Genomic DNA, 17,268 nt, shown 5'->3' on the forward strand with positions numbered 1-17,268 from the left:
GGCCACCGGTGGCCCGGCTGGTGGACGAGAAGCGCGCCGCTCAGGGGTCGCCGCGCCACAGGTTCTCGACGGTCACCGACTCCGGAACGAGCCCGAGCGCGCTCTCGGGCCAGTCCTCGTGGGCCAGCGTGAACGCGGTGTCGGGATTCCCCTCGGCGAGCCTCGCCACGCCGCGGGCGGCGGCCTCGTAGGCGTCGCGGTCGAGTCGGCTCGGCACCTCCGCGGTCAGCGGGTAGGTGTTCCGGAGCGCCTTCGGGAACGGGCCGAACGGCGGGACGACCGACCAGGACTCGTCGAAGTCGCTCGAGTGATCGCCCTCGGTGAGGAGCACCTCGCCCGACGGGGAGAGCCGGTCCAGCCGCTCGTGGTGGCGCACGACCTCGGGGCGATGTGCGCTCTCGTTCGAGAGGTAGAAGAAGGAGCCCTTCGAGGCGGGGTCGGTCTCCTCCAGCTGTGCGGCGTGGTCGGTGAGCGCGCGGTAGCCGTCGAGCATCGCCGGGTGGGCGCGGGCGCGGCGCTCGACGAGTTCCATGAGGTCGCCATCGCGGATGGCCTGCTTGATGGTTCGCATCTCCGCGAAGGTGACGTGGAGGTTGTGGGCCGCCAGCGCCTCCTCGCGCGCCTCGTCGTTCATCGCGCGGAGCGAGTCCGGCGTCTCCGCGACGCAGACCGGACACGAGCACGGCATGTAGTCGAGGTCCTCGACGTGCTCGGTGCCGTCGACGGTGAGGTAGCGGCCGTCCCGGGCGTACAGCGCGTACGCTGCGGAATCGAACAGGTCACAGCCCATGGCGACGGCGAGCGCGAACATCATCGGGTGGCCAGCCCCGAACAGGTGGACCGGGCAGTCCCGGGAGAGCCCGCGCTTGGCGGCGGCGACCACGTCGACCATGTCGTCGTAGCGGTAGTCGTTCAGCAGCGGGACGACCGCGCCGACGGGGAACACGTCGAGGTCCGTGCCCGCGGCGTGCGCGCCGGCCGCCTCCCGCAGGTCGAGGTGGGTCGAGCCCTGCACCGGCGCGTTGACGAGCATGTCGCCGACGTCGATGGTCTCGGCGAGTTCGAGGCGCTCCTGGGTGGTGCGGAGCTCGGACTCGGCACGCTCGTGCGAGACGTCCGGCGGGGTGGGGATGTCGACGGGGGTGCCGATGTCGCTGCCGATGTCGTGCTGGAACTCGAGGATCTCCTCGGTGTCCGTGTCGATCTCGCCGTACTCGGCGAGCTGGAAGCTGCCGGAGTCGGTCACGATGGCCCCGTCGAAGTCCAGCAGGTCGTGGAGCCCCTGCTCGCGGGCCTGTGCTTCGAGTCCGTCGGTCGTCTTGATGATGTAGGAGTTCGTGATGATGATCTCTGCGCCGAACTCGTCGGCCATCCGCGCGGGCTCGATGGTGACGATGTTCGGGTTGACGACCGGCATCAGCGCGGGCGTCTCGACGGTGACGCCGGCGCGGGGGACGGTCAGCTCCCCGATGCGACCGCCGGCATCGCTGTCGCGGACCTCGAACTGCTCTCTCATTGGCGTCGGCTACCCGGGCACCGGCGGTAAGGGTGTCGTTTGGCGGCGAGGCTGGCGCTCGACGGAGTCAGCGGTGGCTGGCGGGGACCGTCTCGGGACGACGTGCCTCCAGATACACCGACGCGGCGGCGAGCAGCGCGAAGGGGAGGCCGGCACCGACGGCGAAGCCGTAGCTGACGAGGACGACCAGCCCGACGAGTCGCACCGCGAGCCGGGCGCGGTGCGAGAGGAAGCGGCGCTGCACGGGCTCAGTACGCGCCGTGTGGACAAAACCGCTGTGGTAGGGGTTGGCAAGGGGGCGGACAGGCGACGCGGTGGGTACGGTCACGCGACGGTGCGTCGCACACCGGCCTCGGCCGTCGCGCGTCGGCGCTCAGGACACGCCCCGTCTGGGCGCGGGTTCGTACTTGAACCCTGGGTCCGCTCACCCGAAGAGCTCGTGGTAGCAGAGGGCGGTGACGGCACGGCCGTCGCGCAGGTCGCCGTCGCGGGCCGCGGCGAGCAGCTCTTCGTAGGGACGGGTGGCGACGCGGATGCTCTCGTCGTGGTCGAGCTCCTGGTCGGCCGAGGGCTCGCAGTCCCGGGCGACGAAGTGATGGTGGACGGAGTTGCCGATGCCGTTGGAGGGTTCGACCGTCGTGAGCGGCTCGACGCTCCCGGCCTCGTAGCCGGTCTCCTCGCGGAGCTCGCGGCGTGCGGCGAGCGCGAGGTCGTCGTCGCCGGGTTCGACGCTGCCGGCGGGGAGGCCGTGGTTGACGCGGCCGACCGCCTGTCGCCACTCGTCGATGACGACCACGTCGCCGTCGGGCGTGAAGGGGAGCACGACCACCGCCGGCGGCTCGGAGACGTAGTCGTAGTCGGTGCGGGTGCCGTCGGGCAGCGAGACCTCGTCGTGGACGACGTCGAAGCCGGGGCACTCGTAGGCGACGTGGGAGGACTCGACGGTCCACGCCAGTTCCTCGTCGTCTGTCATGCCCGGGGCTCGGTGGCGGAGGGGCAAAAGGATGCGTCTCTCGGCTCAGTCCCGGGCGAAGAACTCGAGCATGGCGTCGGCCACGGCGTCGGGCTCGTCGAGGTGGAGCCAGTGGCTCGCGTCGGGGAATCGGACGACCCGGAGGTCGGACACCCACTCCCCGAGCCCCTCGGTGAGCGCGGGCGAGAGCGCGTCGTCGTCCATCCCCCAGAGGAGCTGCGTCGGGACGTCGATCTCGAGCGGCGGGCCCTCGCCGCCGACGAGCGGGAGCATGGACAGCCCGAGCGTGCGGAACAGTGCCCGGTAGTAGTTGATGGCAGAGGTCGGGGTCCCGGGGAGGGTGAACGCGTGCTCGAACATGTGGACGTCCTCGGCGGAGCAGGCGTCCTCGCTGTTGGGGCCCTCGGCGAACAGCTGCTCGAAGATGCGGTCGCTGGCGAGGTTCCACAGCCGCTCGGGCAGCCACGGCACCTGGAACCAGAAGGCGTACCACGAGCGCCGGATCTGCCCCGGGTTCCGGGTGAGCTCGCGCTGGAACGCGCCGAGGTGCGGGGCGTTCAGCACGGTGAGCGTCTCGACCACCTCGGGGTGGCGCGCGCCGACGTCCCAGGCGACGACGCCGCCCCAGTCGTGGCCGACGACGTGGGCGGTCTCGCCGAACTTCCGGACGAGCCCGTCGACGTCGCGCGAGAGCCGGCCGAGCGTGTAGGCATCTTTGCCGTACGGTTTCTCGGAGGTGTTGTAGCCGCGCATGTCCGGCGCGACGACGTGGTAGCCGGCGTCGGCGAGGGCGGGTATCTGCCGGTGCCAGGTGTACCAGTACTCGGGGAAGCCGTGGAGGAGGACCACCGTCTCGTCGGCGGGGTCGCCAGCCTCGACGTAGTGGAGGCGCACGTCGTTGACGATGGTCTGGTCGTGCTCGACGTCCGACATGGGTGGTGGTTCGCGGGCCGGCCTGAAAGGCGCTCCCCTCACGCGACGACACCCGGCTGCACGGCCCCGAAGTCCCGTCTACTCGTCGAAGCCCGGCGGGAGCCCGGTCTGCTTGATGCCGGACCAGTCCGCGACGACGAACCGGTAGAGTGCGACCTCGACCTCGGCCATCGCCCGCTCGAACAGGTCGGGCCGCCAGGCGTTCTCCAGGGCGTCGCTGGCGGTGTCCAGCTCCGCTTCCGGGACCGGCTCGATGCGTCCGGTGAGCCGGACGCTCTGCCAGGTGAACGGGGTGTCCGCCCGGTAGACGAGGAACGAGGCCGTCTCGGCGCGCTCGCTCAGCTCGGCCTTCTCGCTCCCCGAACCGACGACGAACGTGAAGTACAGCGTGTCGTCGCCGTCGTAGCCGAACGACAGCGGGAGGAGCGCCGGCGCGCCGTCCGACGGGAGCCCCAGTACGCCCGTCCCCTGGGTGGTCAGGAACGCGCTGATGGCGTCGTCGTCCATGTGCTCGACGCCGTACGCCGCGAGGTCTTCGAGGGTCATACGTGAACGTACGGCACGAGCGGCTTCAAAGCTATCTGTGGCTCCAGCGCGCTGGGAATCGGTGACTGCGCACCGCCTGCCTCACTCCGTCAGCCCGTAGCCCCGCGCGACGAGCGCCACGTCGACGGCGAAGACGACGCCCGTCGCGACGAGCAGGATGCCGAGCGAGAGGGCTGGGTCGCGCTCGGCGTAGCCGAGGAAGCCGTAGCGCACCGCGTCGACCATGTGGACCATCGGGTTCGCGAGCGAGACGGTATACCAGACGCCGTCGAGCGCCGACAGGGGGTAGAAGACGCCGCCGAAGAACACCAGCGGGCGGATGAGGAACTGGTTGAGGACGGTGAGGTAGTCGAAGTCCCGCGCCCAGAGCCCGCCGACGATGCCGAAGCAGGCGAACAGCGCGGAGACGGCGACGAGCGAGACGGCGAGGTACGCGGGGTGGGCGACCGACACGATGTCGTAGCTCGGGTGCACGAGCGTGAACACGACGCCGATGACGGAGATGATGACGCCGACGAGCACGCCCCGGAGCGCGCTGGCGGCGACGTAGGCGAACGAGAGCTGGCGGTACGACAGCGGCGACGTGAGCACCTCGTGGATGTACTCGTTCCAGCGCCCGTGGAAGATGGAGAACGAGGCGTTCTCGAAGCCGTTCGACACCGCGCCGAGGACGACGAGGCCGGGCAGGACGAACTTGATGTACGGGATGCCGTCGCCGTAGCTCCCGATGCGGCTCCCGAGGATGACCCCGAACACCGCGAAGTAGAGCACGTTGTTGATAAAGGGCGGCAGGAACGTGTTCCGGGGGCGGCGGACGTACCGCAGTATCTCGCGCTTGAGCAGGGCACGCGTCCCGGTGGCGAGCCCCCTCATCTGCCCTCACCCGTGAGCTCGACGAAGATCTCCTCCAGACTGGTGCGCGAGATGTCGAGGTCGACGACCTCGTGGCCCATCGCCTCCAGCTCGTTGAGCAGGTCCGGCGTGACCGCGCCGCCGTTGCTCGCCCGGACGACGAGCCGGTCGCCGTCGAGGTCGACCGACTCGACGCGGTCGAGCGTGTCGCCGAGCGGCGGGGTCTCGGCTGGGGCGTCCCGAAGGGTCACGGTGACGGTGTCGGTCCCGCGGTTCATCAGGTCGTCCGGCGTCGCCACCTCGACCTTCCGGCCGTCGTCGACGACGGCGACCCGGTCGCAGAGCCGTTCCGCCTCCTCGATGTAGTGCGTGGTGAGCAGGATGGTCGTCCCGTTCTCGTTCAGGTCCCGCACGACCTCCCAGAGGTCGTGTCGGAGCTGCACGTCCACCCCTGCGGTCGGCTCGTCGAGGATGAGCAGGTCGGGGTCGGTGACGAGCGCCCGGGCGAGCAGCAGCCGGCGCTTCATCCCGCCCGAGAGCCAGTCGAAGCGCTCCTCGCGCTTGTCGTAGATGCCGACGCGCTTCAGCGCCTCGTGCGCCCGGTCCAGCGCCTCGTCCTCGGGGATGCCGTGGTAGCCCGCCTTGTGGACGAGCACCTCCTCGATGGGGAAGAAGCGGTCGACGTTGAACTCCTGTGGCGCGAGCCCGATGGCGTCCCTCGCGTCGCGGTACTCGTCGACCACGTCGTGGCCGAACACCTCGGCGTGGCCGTCGGACTTGCGGACCAGCCCGACGAGGATGTTGATGAACGTCGTCTTGCCCGCGCCGTTGGGGCCGAGCAGGCCGAAGAACTCGCCCTCCTCCACCCGCAGCGAGAGGCCGTCGAGCGCCTGGACCTCGCCGTAGGACTTCCTGAGGTCTGAAACCTCGATGGCGGCAGTCATCGGGGAGTTTTCGGCGGCGTTCGCTGGTAAGGCTGGCGAAAGCGGGTGGCGAGCGGGCACGTCCCGCATCAGTATACACGAGTTACGGACACGGACGCTCGACCTGCTCGCACGGGGGCCGACCGACGACTCTCCATCGCGAACGGACAGTCCCAATGAGGGATAGCTAGTACTAAAAGCAACAGAACTGGCCCCTCGATCTGGGGTGTAAGGAACTCTCTACGCCGTTTCAGAGTGGCGATTCCGTGAGTACCGGCACTCGACCGAGTCCGGAGGTTTATGGGTCAGGTGCCGTGGTTTTAAAATAGTCTACCGGTCGTTCAGCTATTTTCGAACAGTATACTCGGCAATTAATTATCACGTACTTGGCCGTGTGTCGAACTGGAGCATGAGATCGACCCGACGAACGCTACTCACGATACTGGGGAGCACGGTCGCAGTCGGTAGCATCGCCACGACAGGTTCGGGCAGTCCACCCGCGAAGGGCCGCATCACCAAACTCGGACACTCCCTGCTCTCCGACCCGGCAGGAGGATACGCCGAGGAGGACGTCCGTGCTGACGGCCGGTACGCACTGGTCGGCAGCTACGCCGGTCCGGGTGGCTCGTTCCTCGTCGACATCAGCAACCCGACCGACCCGACGGAGGTACACGAGTTCTCGACGCCGTCGGACGCCGTCCGCCACGCCGACGTCCAGTTCGACCGGCGCGACGGTCTCTACTACCGGAGCCGTGAGGGTGGCGGCGGGGACGATCAACCACCGAACGGTGTCGACGTCATCGACTACGGCTACGACGAGGGAACACCGGAAGCGCCGGTGAAGGCGTCGCGGGTTCCCGCCGGGTCGACCCACAACGTCGAGGCCCACCCGGAGAGCGACGTCCTCTACACGACCGAACACGACGGCGTCGGCGTCTGGGACACCAGCGACCCGACGAACGTCACCGGTGGCGACGTCGTCAGCCCCGACCCCACCGGCGACTGTCACGACATCGTCGTCGACACCGAGCGCGACCTCCTGCACTGTGCGTTCATCGGCGGCGGCTTCGACGGCTACGTCGCCATGGACATCAGCGACCCGCTCTCGCCGACCGTCGCCGGGACGTTCGACTACGAGGGGCGGGAGGACTACTCGGAACAGCGACTCGAGAACGGCGAGCCCGGGTTCAGCAACTGCCACTACGCGAGTCACGACCCCGACCGTGACATCGTGGTCGTCGGCGACGAGATCGGGTTCGGTGCCCCCGGTGGGAAGCACATTCTCGACATCGGCTGGGGCGATGGCTCCGTCGAGGACCCGGAGCACGTGGGATTCACGTACTCGCCGAACGCCCGGATGATGGACGAGGCGGCCGAGCTGTTCGACTGGACCACCCACAACCACCAGGTCATCTCGAAGGGCAACAACTCCCTGCTCGTCAGCGGGGACTACCACGAGGGGACCGTCGTCTACGACATCTCGGACCCGACCGACCCGACGCCGGCCGACCAGTACCGGACCGACGACATGGCCGACCAGGCCGACGGGGCCGGCTTCGTCGGCGACCCCCCGATGGCGTGGGGCGCGAACTACAGCGAACAGCGCGACCTCGTCGTGACGAGCGACATGCAGACCGGCATCTACGTCTTCAAGGTGACGCCAGCCGCAGCGGGCGGCGGTGGCGGAGCTGGCGGGCGCTGACGGCCTCGGTCCGCAGTGCTACGAGGCAGCGCGGACGGCTTCGCTCGCGGTCCGGCAGGCCCGACCGGAGTCGCACCGGCAGTTCGGGGTCTCGGTCGAGCGATCCGCCAGCCGGGAGCAATCTGGTAACCAGCGCATGACCACCCCGAAAATAGCTTCATGACGTGCCTGTGAGTAGGACTCGCTTACCCAAGGATGACCGACCCATGACCCAGGACGAATCGACTGCGACGGACCAGGGGACCGTGTACCGAATGGCTGGCGTTACCGGACTCGGCTGGACCGTCTCGATACTCGCGTACCTGTCGACGCTGCTCGGCTACGGGAACGCCGCCGTCGCGCGACTCGTCGGCAGCCCCCGGGCGCTGCTCTACCTCGGGGGCGGCCTGCTCGTGGCGACGCTGGGGCTGGACAGGCTCCAGCGCAGGGGTACGGACGACGAGGCCGACGACAGGGACGGCGAGACGGCACTGCCGAACTTCGCCGACGACCAGCCGGAGTGACAACACATTTGACCGACGCCCGAGAACCGTCGCCCGATGAGCACGTCGACGGCCCGCCGCTGGCTGCCCGAACTCGGGATGTCGCTCGCCCTCGTCGGTGGCGTCGTCGCCTTCTACGCGCTGTTCGCGCCCGGGATCGGCTGTCGCGACCACGCGCTCTCGACGTGGGGCGTCTCGGTCGCGCTCGACGGCGCGATGCTCCAGGTCGCCGACTGTGGCAGCTACGCGGTCACCGTCGACCTCCGGCTCGCGGTCGGCGGCCTGGTCTGCCTGGTCGTGGGCTGGGCGGTCGCCAGATACAGCACCTGAACGTGTCGACCGAACGACGCGCCGTAACGCAACGATTAGGAGCCACGGCCACGAAATTTTCCCCATGACAGGTGACATCGACGACGCGGTGGACGAGCTCGCGGACGTGCAGGCGGGGTCGGATCTGGACTCCGTCCCCATCGTCGACGTGACGGAGACGGACGCGACGGTGGCGGTGACGCTCGGGCTCCCGTCAGGCAACGAGTTCGTCGACGAGTTCACGAAACCACCGGTGTGGGGCGCGAACTGCGAGCTGCAGTCGTTCCTCGACGCGATGGGCGTGGGGCCGAACGAGCTGGACAAGCTGGTGGGTCAGACCGTCGCGGCGGAGCGCGAGGTCGGGACCAGCGGCCTGGAGTTCAGTATCGACCGCGAGACGGTGTTCGGCGGAAAGTAGGACTACTCGTCGTCGGGCACCGTCGAGAGCGGGCCCCGCAACTGCGCCGCGAAACCGACGCTCTCGTCGTAGCCGTCGGTTGACATCAGCACCGGGTAGAACGGCTCGTCGCGGGTGAGTTCCTCCTCGCCGCGGCGGGCGAAGGGCTCGCCCGCGGGCACCACGACGAAGTTCTCGCCGAGGAACTCGTAGCCAGCACCGTCGACGCGCTCGGTCACCTCGAAGACGGTCGGGTCGCTGATGGCTGCCTTCCCCGCGACGACGTCGTAGGCCGCGAGCACGTTCCTGACGACCCGTTCGGCGTTGTCGACGGCGGCCTCGCTGCCCTTGAAGCCGCACTCGACGGCGACGCCGTCGACGTGCTGGGTCAGTCCGCCCGGCTCGGTGCGGATGTCGACGGCGCGGTCGAGCCCGGTGCGCTCGATGAGCTCGCGCGACCGTGGGGTGAGTCGCTGGTAGAGCGCGAACGGCTCGTCCGTCGAGACCGTCGAGTGGAGGTCGAGCACGACGAGGTCGTCCAGCTCGGCGAGCAGTTCGCTGGCGAGCCGGGCCTCGTGCGACGCGGCCTCGGGATCACCGGGGTACGCCCGGTTGAGGTCCTCGTCGACGAACCGCTGTTCCAGTTCGGCCGCGCGTTCGTTCCCCACGACGAACGTGACCGTGCCCGTGAGCTCGAGGTCGTCGTCCTCGAGGAGTCGCTCCATGGCGCGCTCGCCACAGGGTTCGTCGCCGTGCTGGCCGACGACGACGGCGAGCGCCGGGTCGCCGTCGCCAAGTGTGTGGACCCGCATCGATGATACATTCTCCGAACGTCCGTATTTAACTGCTTCTATCGGACGAGTCGTCGCCGTGGATCGGTGCCAGCTGGTCGGGGGACGGTCCGGTTACGTTCCGCTATCGAGATAACCGTTCGCAAGGGTGGTTTTATAAGGCACTGTTTGGTATTAGGATGCATGCCTGAGAATGGTACTGACCGACGTGGCTTTCTGAAGTACGCAGGCGGAGCAGCGGTCACGGCGTCCCTCGCTGGTTGCCTCGGTGGTGGAGGCGACGGTGACGGGACCGATACTCCGGCGGGAACCGAACCGGAGGAGACCGACGACGGTGGTGGTGAGGGGACCCAGACCGAAGGTGGCGAGGAGCTACCAGACTTCCCGGTGACCATCACGCAGGGCAACATGCCCTCCGGACTCGACCCGCACGACCACCGCGAGACGCCGACCGACGTGGTGATGCTCCACGCCTACGAGGGGCTCATCACGCGTGACGCGGCCGGCGCGGCACAGCCCGCACTCGCGACCGACTGGTCGCGCGTCGAGGGCGAGAGCGCGGCCGAGTTCCAGCTCCGCGAGGACGTGACGTTCCACAACGGCGATACGTTCGTCGGCGGGGACGCCGCGTACAGCATCAACCGCATCGTCGACCCCGACACCGGGTTCGCGAGCCCGCAGAGCGACCAGCTCGCCGGTGTCTCGGGTGCGAGTGCCCCGGACGACACGACGGTCCGCGTGACCCTCGACGGGCTCAACCCCATCGTGTTCTCCGAGTTCGCGACCTACTGCGACATCATGCAGCAGTCGTGGGTGGAGGAGCGCTCGAAGTCCGAGATCGGCCAGCAGATGAACGGCACCGGCCCGTTCCAGCTCGACAGCTACACGCAGGACGAATCGGTCGTCATGACCCGGTACGAGGGCTACTGGAACGACCCGGCCCAGGTCTCCGAGCTCACGTTCACCGCGGCGAGCGAGTCGAGCACCCGTGTCAACCAGCTGCTCCAGGGGGAGACCGACATCATCGTCAACGTCCCGCCGCAGGAGGTCAACCGGGTCAACAACAGCGACGCCGGCAGCGTCGCTGCGGCGCCGAGTACGCGTATCATCTACAACGCGCTGCGCTACGACGTGGAGCCGTTCTCGAACAAGCAGTTCCGGCAGGGCCTGAACTACGCCATCGACCTCGAGAGCATCGTCTCGAACGTGCTCGGTGGCTTCGGTGCCCAGACCGGCCAGCCGACGCTCGAGGGCTTCGTCGGACACAACTCCGACGTCGAGCCGTATCCGTACGACCCCGACGAGGCCGAGCGCCTCATCGACGAGTCCGGGCAGGCCGGTGCTGAGATCGAGCTCCACACGCCGGTCGGTCGCTACCTCAAGGACCTCGAGATCGCCCAGGCGGTCGCGGGCTACATCGACGAGCTGCCGAACGTCTCCGCGAGCGTCCGCCAGCGCGAGTTCGGGTCGCTCGTCGACGAGCTCCTGACCGGCAACATCGAGGACAAGCCGCCGTGGTACCTCATCGGCTGGGGCGAGGCCACCTTCGAGGGTGCGCTGGTCATGACCGCGCTGCTCTCGACCAACGGCGCGCTCACGACCTGGAGCAACGAGGAGTTCGACTCGCTGCTCGAGACCGCCGGCAACAGCACCGGTGACGAGCGCGTCTCGGCGCTCGAGGAGGCCAACGCGCTCGCACACGAGGAGGCACCGTGGATCTTCCTGAACCGGCAGTACAGCGTCTACGGCGTCAGCAGCCGCGTCTCGTGGGAGCCCCGCTCGGACGAGCGCATCGACGCCTACGCGATGAGCCAGGCGTAAGCTCTCATGTCCCTGGCTCGGTTTTTGGTAAAGCGACTACTGCAGGGGGTGTTCGTCGTCTGGGGAGTCGTGACCATCGTGTTCGGGCTCCGCGTCATCGCACCCGGCGACCCGGCGAACGTCCTCCTGCCACCCGACGTGGCGCCGGAGGTCCGCAGGCAGGTCATCGAGGACCTCGGGCTGGACGAGCCGCTGTACGTCCAGTACTGGGAGTTCATCAGCGGCATCCCGACGGGCGACCTCGGCATGTCGCTGGAGACCGGGACGCCGGTCACGTCCCGTGTGCTCCGCAGCCTGCCCGCGACGCTCGAGCTGGCGGTCGCGGCGACCATCGTCGCCGTCGTCATCGCCATCCCGCTCGGCGTCATCAGCGCGACGCGGCGCCACCAGCCGGCTGACTACGGCGCGACACTGTTCTCGCTGGCGGGCATCAGCACGCCGAACTTCTGGCTCGGCGTCATGCTCATCATCCTGCTCTCGGTGCAGCTCGATCTGTTCCCGACGAGCCAGCGCGCCATCGGGCTCCCGGGCGTCTTCGACCTCCTCGTCGCCGGACAGGTCGTGGCCGCCGTCGAGGGACTCCGCACGTGGCTGTGGTACATCACGCTCCCGGCCATCACGCTCGGGACGTACTTCACGGCGCTCATCACGCGACTGACCCGCAGCGGGATGCTCGACGAGCTCGGGAAGACGTACGTCCGCGCCTCGCGGGCGAAGGGGCTGCCGGAGTCGCTCGTGCGCTACAAGCACGTCCTCCGGAACACGCTCATCCCCATCATCACGGTCGTCGGACTCCAGCTCGGCTCGCTCATCGGCGGTGCCGTCATCACGGAGTTCGTCTTCGACTGGCCGGGGCTGGGACAGGTGCTCATCAACAGCATCAACGGCCGTGACTGGCCGATGGTGCAGGGCTCGCTCATCGTCATCGCGGTCGGCTTCGTCGTCGTGAACATCGTCGTCGACATGTTGTACACCTACGTCAACCCACGGGTGGGATTCGACTGATGATCGCGCCACGCACCATCCGCAGTCTGAAGCGCGGATTGAACCGCAACGTCCTCGCCAAGATCGGCATCGTCATCGTGGTTCTGGTGTTGCTCATGGCGGTGTTCGCGCCGTTCCTCGCACCGGACCCGCCGGGCCAGCAGAACCTGGAGGAGGCACGCACGCCACCGGTCGGGTTCACGAAGGCCTCCACGCAGGAGGTCCCGGTCCAGGAGAACGGCAGCGTCGTCTTCGAGGACGGCCAGATCGTCACCGAGAACCGCACCGTCTACGAGAACGCGACGTGGGCCCACCCGATGGGGACCGACGGCAACGGCCGCGACATCCTCTCCCGGCTGATATACGGGGCCAGGGTGTCGCTGCTCGTCGGCTTCCTCGGGACGGGGCTCGCGATGCTGTTCGGCGTGACCGTCGGCCTCACCGCGGGCTACTACCGCGGCAAGGTCGACGACGCGCTGATGCGCGGCGCCGACGTGATGCTCGCGTTCCCGTCAATCGTGCTGGCCATCGCGCTCATCGGCGTGCTCGGCGACACGCTGGAGCGGTCCATCCCGGACCCGTTCGTCCAGTTGGGCATCGCCCCGGCGTTCCGGGAGGCCGTCGGCCTGCCGACCGGGATGCCAGAGAGCACGGTGTTACCGGGGACGGTCGTCGTCGTCGTCGCGCTCGTCAACTGGGTGTGGTTCGCCCGCGTCGCCCGCGGCGAGGCGCTCAGCCTCCGCGAACAGTCGTACGTGAAGGCGGCCCGCGCCCTCGGCGCGAGCGACGCCTCCATCATGTTCCGGCACGTGCTCCCGAACGCTATCACACCGATACTCGTGCTCGGGACCATCCAGATCGCGGCCATCATCCTGCTGGAGAGTGCGCTGTCGTTCCTCGGGTTCTCCTCGGCGAACATCTCCTGGGGCTTCGACATCGCGCTCGGCAGGCAGTACCAGTCGACGGCGTGGTGGATATCCACCATGCCGGGGCTGGCCATCGTCATCACCGTCATCGGGTTGAACCTCGTCGGTGACTGGCTCAGGGACGCCCTCGACCCCGGTATCGAGGGGGAGGGTGGCGTATGAGCGGCGCCACCTACAGCCGCGACGACCTGCTCCGCGTCGAGGACCTCTCGACCCGGTTCTTCACGGAGGAGGGGCAGGTCAACGCCGTCGAGTCGGTGTCGTTCGACGTGCGCCAGAACGAGATACTGGGCATCGTCGGCGAGTCCGGCTCCGGCAAGTCCGTCACGGCGCTGTCGGCCATCGACCTCGTCGAGTCGCCCGGGAAGATCACCGGCGGCGAGGTCTGGCTCCGCGAGGCGGAGCTCGCCGAGGAGTTCCGGGAGGACACTCCGGAGGCGGTCGACGGCGACTTCGTCGACCTCAGACAGCTCCCGAAGGGGGTCCGTCGCTCGCTCCGCGGGCCGAAGTTCAGCATGATCTTCCAGGACCCGATGAGCAGCTTCAACCCGTCGCTGACCGTCGGCGAGCAGATCGCCGAGGCCGTCGAGGTGCAGCGGCGCGCCTCGGCGAACCCGCGGCGCACCCGCTCGCGGACGCAGGGCTACGGGCTCGGTCGGTTGCTCGTGGACAGCGTCGTGCCGGGACGGGAGTACACCAGCGACGAGAGCCACGAACGCGCCATCGAGCTGCTGGACCAGGTCGGTATCCCCGACCCGGTCGAGCGCGCCGACGAGCACCCCCACCAGTTCTCCGGTGGGATGCTCCAGCGTGCGATGGTCGCCCAGGCGCTCGCCGGCGAGCCCGACGTCCTGTTCGCCGACGAGCCGACGACCGCGCTCGACGTGACCATCCAGGCGCAGATACTCGACCTGCTGCGGGACATCCAGCAGGACCGCGGGATGAGCGTCGTGCTCATCACGCACGACCTCGGTGTCATCGCCCGGATGTGCGACCGCGTCGGCGTGATGTACGCCGGCGAGATCGTCGAACGCGGCTCGCTCGAGGCGGTGTTCGATGATCCGACCCACCCCTACACGGAGGGGCTGCTCGGCTCCATCCCGGACCTCGACGACCCGGCACCGCGGCTCCAGCCCATCGAGGGCAACGTGCCGAACCTCGTCGACAGCGAGATGCCGGAGCGGTGTTACTTCGCCGACCGCTGTCCGAAGGCGATGGAGGCCTGTCTGACGCATCCGGAGGAACGCGCGGTCGAGGGGGACCCGGGCCACACGGCCCGGTGTGTCCTCGCCGACGGCGAGTACGACCCCGAGACTGCACTCGACGACTCCTACTTCGAGGGAGGTGAGGACGAATGAGCGACGAAGCGTTCGACGACGTCGCGGACGGCCCCATCGTCGAGGTCGAAGACCTGGAGAAGTACTACTACGAGAACGACACCCTCCTCGACCGCGTGCTCGGCCGCGAGCCGACCGCGGTCCGTGCGGTCGACGGCGTCTCCTTCGAGGTCAAGGAGGGGGAGACGCTCGGGCTCGTCGGCGAGTCCGGCTGCGGGAAGTCGACCACCAGCGAGACGCTGCTGGGTCTGCGCGAGGCGACCGGCGGCTCGGTCCGCTTCCACGGTGACGACGTGTTCGAGATGTCCTCGAACGAGCGCACGGAGTTCCGGCAGGACGCCCAGATCGTCTTCCAGGACCCCTTCTCGAGCCTGGACCCGCGGATGACCGTCGGCGATATCGTCACCGAGGGGCTGCGCATCCACGGGCTGGCGGGCAGCGATGAGCGCACCGAGCGCGCGAAGGAGCTGCTCGAACGCGTGGGGCTGTCGGCGCGACACGCCGACCGGTACCCCCACGAGTTCTCCGGCGGACAGCGCCAGCGCATCGGCATCGCCCGAGCGCTCGCGCTCGACCCGGAGTTCATCGTGCTGGACGAGCCGGTGTCGGCGCTCGACGTGAGCGTGCAGGCCCAGGTGCTCAACCTGCTGGAGGACCTGCAGGACGAGTTCGGGCTCACCTACCTGTTCGTCGCGCACGACCTGAGCGTCGTCCGGCACATCTCCGACCGCGTGGCGGTGATGTACCTCGGGAAGATCGTCGAGACCGGCCCGGTCGACCAGATATTCGAGGACCCCCAGCATCCCTACACGCAGGCGCTGCTGGACAGCGTCCCCCGCGCGTCGGTCGAGGAGTACGGCCGCCGCGGCGGTACGCTGGAGGGCGACGTGCCCTCGCCACGGAACCCGCCGCCGGGCTGTCGGTTCCACACGCGCTGTCCCCACGCTCGGGACGAGTGCACGAAGGAGCTCCCGCCGGACTACGACGCCGGTGCGGCCCACGAGGCCGCCTGCTTCCGCGTCGACGACGACCACGCGTACTGGGACAGCGAGCCGCTCCCGCACGCCGACGAGGCCGGTAGGGACGCCTCGGTCGGTGGCGGTATCGCCGACTCCGACGACTGAGCGGACCGCCCGCTCACGACCTCTTTCTCGTCGTCTCGACGTCGAGCGCGTCGGCGACGGTCTCGAACGCTTCTGCGACGTCCGCGTACCGGTTCGGCGAGTCGAACGCGAACTGCTCGGGCCTGTTCGGACCGAGGAGTTCGCTGGCGGCTGCGAGCACACCGTCGCCGCGGGCCCAGGACAGTCGGACCACGTGGTGCTCGCGGTCGACCTCGACCCGTTCGAGCGCGGCGAGGTCGAAGCACGCCGAGTCGTCGACGCAGAGCGACGGTGGCGCGAGTTCGTAGTGGGTCCCGTCCTCGTACCAGTCCGCGAGCCTCCCGGCCGGAAGCAGGCCCACGGGCTCGTCGGTGACGGCGCGGGAGACGGCGTCGGCGACGCCGTCGGAGGCCGCATCGTCCAGTTCGACGGTCGTGTGGTCCGGCACGTAGTGGAGGACCTGCCGTCCGTCGCGGAACGCGTCGAGGCGTTCCAGCGTGACGAACCGGTGGACGTCCGTCAGGTCGAGGAGTGCGGTGAGCGGGTCACGTATCTGGTCGACCGCGGCGCGAAGGACGCCGCCCTCGGCCTCGGTCGCGGCCCGGACCCCGTTCGCGATCTCGGGATGGTCCGACGCGAGGCCGTCGACGTCGAGCCGCAGTACGACCGTGTCTGTGTGGTCGAACACGGCCCGTACCGCCGCTGCCGTCGCTCGTGCCTCGGCGCTCGCGTCGCCACTCGTCGTGATGACGAGTACGTGCGTCGGGTCGAATTGGCGGTGGGACACGGACGGCAGAAAGGACCGGGTGGAGTAAACGGTGGGGTGTCGAACCGACGGTCGCTATCCGACTGACGTCGGGACGTCCGGATGGTCACGGTGCCGTTCGAGCGCCGGCGAACACGACCCCCGCCCGGTTCCGGCCAGCCGTTCCCTGACCCGCTGCCACCGCTCGTGCCGGCAGAGCACGTACACCGGTATCGACTCGATGCCGAGGATTTTCGCCACGCAGAGCCGCCCGAACCCCTCGCTCCACAGTATCTCGCCCTCGTGGCCGACGACCACCAGCGGCTCCAGCGAGTGCACGAACTCGCCCCAGTCGTCCGGGTCGTGCTCGACCGCACCGTTCGGTCGGTAGCCGTCGTCCCGCATCGACCGGTAGAGTGCCTCGTGGCTCTCGCGGCGGTCCCGCCAGAAGGAGTCGAAGTCCTCGTGGCCGCGCGGGAACGGCCCGTCGTGGTCCGCGTACCGCGCGACGAGATGGTCGTAGTAGTCGGTGTCCTCCCAGTCGAGCCCCTTCTCGAAGTGCTGGACGAGTCCTCGGTAGCGGGGGAGGTCCGCCAGCGGGAGCCGGTTCTCCCTACTGCTCCAGTCGCCGGTTCGCACGCGGCCGAGTCCCCACGGAAGTTCGACGTCCGGGACGTACTCCATCACCGCATCCGGGTCGACCTCGATGGTGGCCCACGGCTCGGTCGGCACGTCGTACCGGAGGCGGTTGTGGAGCGCCCAGAGCCGTGTGTAGAGCCGGAACTGCGTCTCGAGCGGCACCGGCTGTCGCGAGAGGGCGAGCGCTCGGAACCGGTCGGCGAGTGCGGGACGGATCGACCGGGCGAGGGACGCGGCGGCGCCCTGCCGGAGGACGGTCGGGTCCAGGAGGTCGCGCGGAGACATGGAC

19 protein-coding genes are annotated in these 17,268 nt (G+C 68.9%); 9 read left to right on the plus strand and 10 right to left on the minus strand.

Annotated elements, in window-relative coordinates; translation table 11 throughout:
* Positions 1-40: 40 nt before the first annotated feature.
* The 7 genes from tgtA to ACSG06_RS03650 all read right to left on the minus strand — a co-directional run bounded on the left by tgtA (position 41) and on the right by ACSG06_RS03650 (position 5,764).
* Positions 41-1,516: a tRNA guanosine(15) transglycosylase TgtA gene (gene tgtA, locus ACSG06_RS03620; RefSeq protein WP_440988900.1), complete on the minus strand. Its 1,476-nt coding sequence runs from the start codon at positions 1,514-1,516 to the stop codon at positions 41-43.
* Between the two features lie 67 nt (positions 1,517-1,583).
* Positions 1,584-1,760: a hypothetical protein gene (locus tag ACSG06_RS03625; protein ID WP_440988901.1), complete on the minus strand. Its 177-nt coding sequence runs from the start codon at positions 1,758-1,760 to the stop codon at positions 1,584-1,586.
* 180 nt (positions 1,761-1,940) lie between these two features.
* On the minus strand, positions 1,941-2,489 hold the full coding sequence (locus ACSG06_RS03630; RefSeq protein ID WP_440988902.1) for an NUDIX hydrolase: 549 nt from the start codon (positions 2,487-2,489) through the stop codon (positions 1,941-1,943).
* A 45-nt stretch (positions 2,490-2,534) separates the two neighbouring features.
* Positions 2,535-3,422, minus strand: a complete 888-nt coding sequence (locus ACSG06_RS03635) for an alpha/beta fold hydrolase (RefSeq protein WP_440988903.1) — start codon at positions 3,420-3,422, stop codon at positions 2,535-2,537.
* A 78-nt stretch (positions 3,423-3,500) separates the two neighbouring features.
* Positions 3,501-3,968 (minus strand): pyridoxamine 5'-phosphate oxidase family protein, encoded by a 468-nt coding sequence (locus ACSG06_RS03640; RefSeq protein ID WP_440988904.1) that lies wholly within the window; start codon positions 3,966-3,968, stop codon positions 3,501-3,503.
* A gap of 81 nt (positions 3,969-4,049) precedes the next feature.
* Positions 4,050-4,841, minus strand: a complete 792-nt coding sequence (locus tag ACSG06_RS03645; protein WP_440988905.1) for an ABC transporter permease — start codon at positions 4,839-4,841, stop codon at positions 4,050-4,052.
* The gene (locus tag ACSG06_RS03650) at positions 4,838-5,764 is read right to left on the minus strand and encodes an ABC transporter ATP-binding protein (RefSeq protein ID WP_440988906.1); all 927 of its coding nucleotides are present in this window, start codon (positions 5,762-5,764) and stop codon (positions 4,838-4,840) included. Before ACSG06_RS03650 ends, ACSG06_RS03645 begins: the two co-directional genes overlap by 4 nt.
* Before the next feature lie 388 nt (positions 5,765-6,152).
* Here ACSG06_RS03650 and ACSG06_RS03655 point away from each other — a divergent pair, with 388 nt between their 5' ends.
* The 4 genes from ACSG06_RS03655 to ACSG06_RS03670 all read left to right on the plus strand — a co-directional run bounded on the left by ACSG06_RS03655 (position 6,153) and on the right by ACSG06_RS03670 (position 8,654).
* Positions 6,153-7,445, plus strand: coding sequence for an LVIVD repeat-containing protein (locus tag ACSG06_RS03655; RefSeq protein ID WP_440988907.1), 1,293 nt, complete (start codon positions 6,153-6,155; stop codon positions 7,443-7,445).
* Positions 7,446-7,699: 254 nt separating this feature from the next.
* On the plus strand, positions 7,700-7,948 hold the full coding sequence (locus tag ACSG06_RS03660) for a hypothetical protein (RefSeq protein WP_440988908.1): 249 nt from the start codon (positions 7,700-7,702) through the stop codon (positions 7,946-7,948).
* 36 nt (positions 7,949-7,984) lie between these two features.
* Positions 7,985-8,257 (plus strand): hypothetical protein, encoded by a 273-nt coding sequence (locus tag ACSG06_RS03665; RefSeq protein ID WP_440988909.1) that lies wholly within the window; start codon positions 7,985-7,987, stop codon positions 8,255-8,257.
* Between the two features lie 64 nt (positions 8,258-8,321).
* Entirely contained in the window at positions 8,322-8,654 is a 333-nt protein-coding gene (locus ACSG06_RS03670; RefSeq protein WP_440988910.1) for a hypothetical protein, read from the plus strand.
* Positions 8,655-8,656: 2 nt separating this feature from the next.
* Here ACSG06_RS03670 and ACSG06_RS03675 read toward each other — a convergent pair whose 3' ends face one another.
* Entirely contained in the window at positions 8,657-9,445 is a 789-nt protein-coding gene (locus tag ACSG06_RS03675; RefSeq protein WP_440988911.1) for a M14 family metallopeptidase, read from the minus strand.
* 162 nt (positions 9,446-9,607) lie between these two features.
* On the opposite strand from ACSG06_RS03675, the gene ACSG06_RS03680 reads away from it, so the two are divergent.
* Genes ACSG06_RS03680 through ACSG06_RS03700 form a run of 5 tightly spaced genes read left to right on the plus strand, consistent with a single transcriptional unit; the run spans position 9,608 to position 15,616 of the window.
* Positions 9,608-11,245 (plus strand): ABC transporter substrate-binding protein, encoded by a 1,638-nt coding sequence (locus ACSG06_RS03680; protein WP_440988912.1) that lies wholly within the window; start codon positions 9,608-9,610, stop codon positions 11,243-11,245.
* Positions 11,246-11,251: 6 nt separating this feature from the next.
* The gene (locus ACSG06_RS03685) at positions 11,252-12,250 is read left to right on the plus strand and encodes an ABC transporter permease (protein ID WP_440988913.1); all 999 of its coding nucleotides are present in this window, start codon (positions 11,252-11,254) and stop codon (positions 12,248-12,250) included.
* Positions 12,250-13,317, plus strand: coding sequence for an ABC transporter permease (locus ACSG06_RS03690; protein WP_440988914.1), 1,068 nt, complete (start codon positions 12,250-12,252; stop codon positions 13,315-13,317). Before ACSG06_RS03685 ends, ACSG06_RS03690 begins: the two co-directional genes overlap by 1 nt.
* Positions 13,314-14,513 (plus strand): ABC transporter ATP-binding protein, encoded by a 1,200-nt coding sequence (locus tag ACSG06_RS03695; RefSeq protein ID WP_440988915.1) that lies wholly within the window; start codon positions 13,314-13,316, stop codon positions 14,511-14,513. The genes ACSG06_RS03690 and ACSG06_RS03695 overlap by 4 nt, the downstream gene beginning before the upstream one ends.
* Complete coding sequence (locus ACSG06_RS03700) at positions 14,510-15,616, plus strand: ABC transporter ATP-binding protein (protein WP_440988916.1); 1,107 nt, start codon at positions 14,510-14,512, stop codon at positions 15,614-15,616. The genes ACSG06_RS03695 and ACSG06_RS03700 overlap by 4 nt, the downstream gene beginning before the upstream one ends.
* 13 nt (positions 15,617-15,629) lie before the next feature.
* Here the strand turns inward: ACSG06_RS03700 and ACSG06_RS03705 are convergent, their stop codons facing one another.
* Positions 15,630-16,382, minus strand: coding sequence for a hypothetical protein (locus ACSG06_RS03705; protein WP_440988917.1), 753 nt, complete (start codon positions 16,380-16,382; stop codon positions 15,630-15,632).
* 54 nt (positions 16,383-16,436) lie between these two features.
* Complete coding sequence (locus ACSG06_RS03710; protein WP_440988918.1) at positions 16,437-17,264, minus strand: ParB N-terminal domain-containing protein; 828 nt, start codon at positions 17,262-17,264, stop codon at positions 16,437-16,439.
* Between the last annotated feature and the right edge of the window lie 4 nt (positions 17,265-17,268).

Source organism: Haloarchaeobius baliensis, assembly GCF_052060055.1.
Taxonomy (GTDB): domain Archaea; phylum Halobacteriota; class Halobacteria; order Halobacteriales; family Natrialbaceae; genus Haloarchaeobius; species Haloarchaeobius baliensis.

What these genes read in the sequence shown, in the direction of transcription:
- ACSG06_RS03645 (WP_440988905.1), bottom strand. Translation starts at nt 4,841, where the DNA reads ATGAGGGGGCTCGCCACCGGGACGCGTGCCCTGCTCAAGCGCGAGATA.
- ACSG06_RS03700 (WP_440988916.1), top strand. Translation starts at nt 14,510, where the DNA reads ATGAGCGACGAAGCGTTCGACGACGTCGCGGACGGCCCCATCGTCGAG.
- ACSG06_RS03635 (WP_440988903.1), bottom strand. Translation starts at nt 3,422, where the DNA reads ATGTCGGACGTCGAGCACGACCAGACCATCGTCAACGACGTGCGCCTC.
- ACSG06_RS03675 (WP_440988911.1), bottom strand. Translation starts at nt 9,445, where the DNA reads ATGCGGGTCCACACACTTGGCGACGGCGACCCGGCGCTCGCCGTCGTC.
- tgtA (WP_440988900.1), bottom strand. Translation starts at nt 1,516, where the DNA reads ATGAGAGAGCAGTTCGAGGTCCGCGACAGCGATGCCGGCGGTCGCATC.
- ACSG06_RS03650 (WP_440988906.1), bottom strand. Translation starts at nt 5,764, where the DNA reads ATGACTGCCGCCATCGAGGTTTCAGACCTCAGGAAGTCCTACGGCGAG.
- ACSG06_RS03660 (WP_440988908.1), top strand. Translation starts at nt 7,700, where the DNA reads ATGGCTGGCGTTACCGGACTCGGCTGGACCGTCTCGATACTCGCGTAC.
- ACSG06_RS03640 (WP_440988904.1), bottom strand. Translation starts at nt 3,968, where the DNA reads ATGACCCTCGAAGACCTCGCGGCGTACGGCGTCGAGCACATGGACGAC.
- ACSG06_RS03655 (WP_440988907.1), top strand. Translation starts at nt 6,153, where the DNA reads ATGAGATCGACCCGACGAACGCTACTCACGATACTGGGGAGCACGGTC.
- ACSG06_RS03665 (WP_440988909.1), top strand. Translation starts at nt 7,985, where the DNA reads ATGAGCACGTCGACGGCCCGCCGCTGGCTGCCCGAACTCGGGATGTCG.
- ACSG06_RS03685 (WP_440988913.1), top strand. Translation starts at nt 11,252, where the DNA reads ATGTCCCTGGCTCGGTTTTTGGTAAAGCGACTACTGCAGGGGGTGTTC.
- ACSG06_RS03710 (WP_440988918.1), bottom strand. Translation starts at nt 17,264, where the DNA reads ATGTCTCCGCGCGACCTCCTGGACCCGACCGTCCTCCGGCAGGGCGCC.
- ACSG06_RS03670 (WP_440988910.1), top strand. Translation starts at nt 8,322, where the DNA reads ATGACAGGTGACATCGACGACGCGGTGGACGAGCTCGCGGACGTGCAG.
- ACSG06_RS03630 (WP_440988902.1), bottom strand. Translation starts at nt 2,489, where the DNA reads ATGACAGACGACGAGGAACTGGCGTGGACCGTCGAGTCCTCCCACGTC.
- ACSG06_RS03695 (WP_440988915.1), top strand. Translation starts at nt 13,314, where the DNA reads ATGAGCGGCGCCACCTACAGCCGCGACGACCTGCTCCGCGTCGAGGAC.
- ACSG06_RS03680 (WP_440988912.1), top strand. Translation starts at nt 9,608, where the DNA reads ATGCCTGAGAATGGTACTGACCGACGTGGCTTTCTGAAGTACGCAGGC.
- ACSG06_RS03690 (WP_440988914.1), top strand. Translation starts at nt 12,250, where the DNA reads ATGATCGCGCCACGCACCATCCGCAGTCTGAAGCGCGGATTGAACCGC.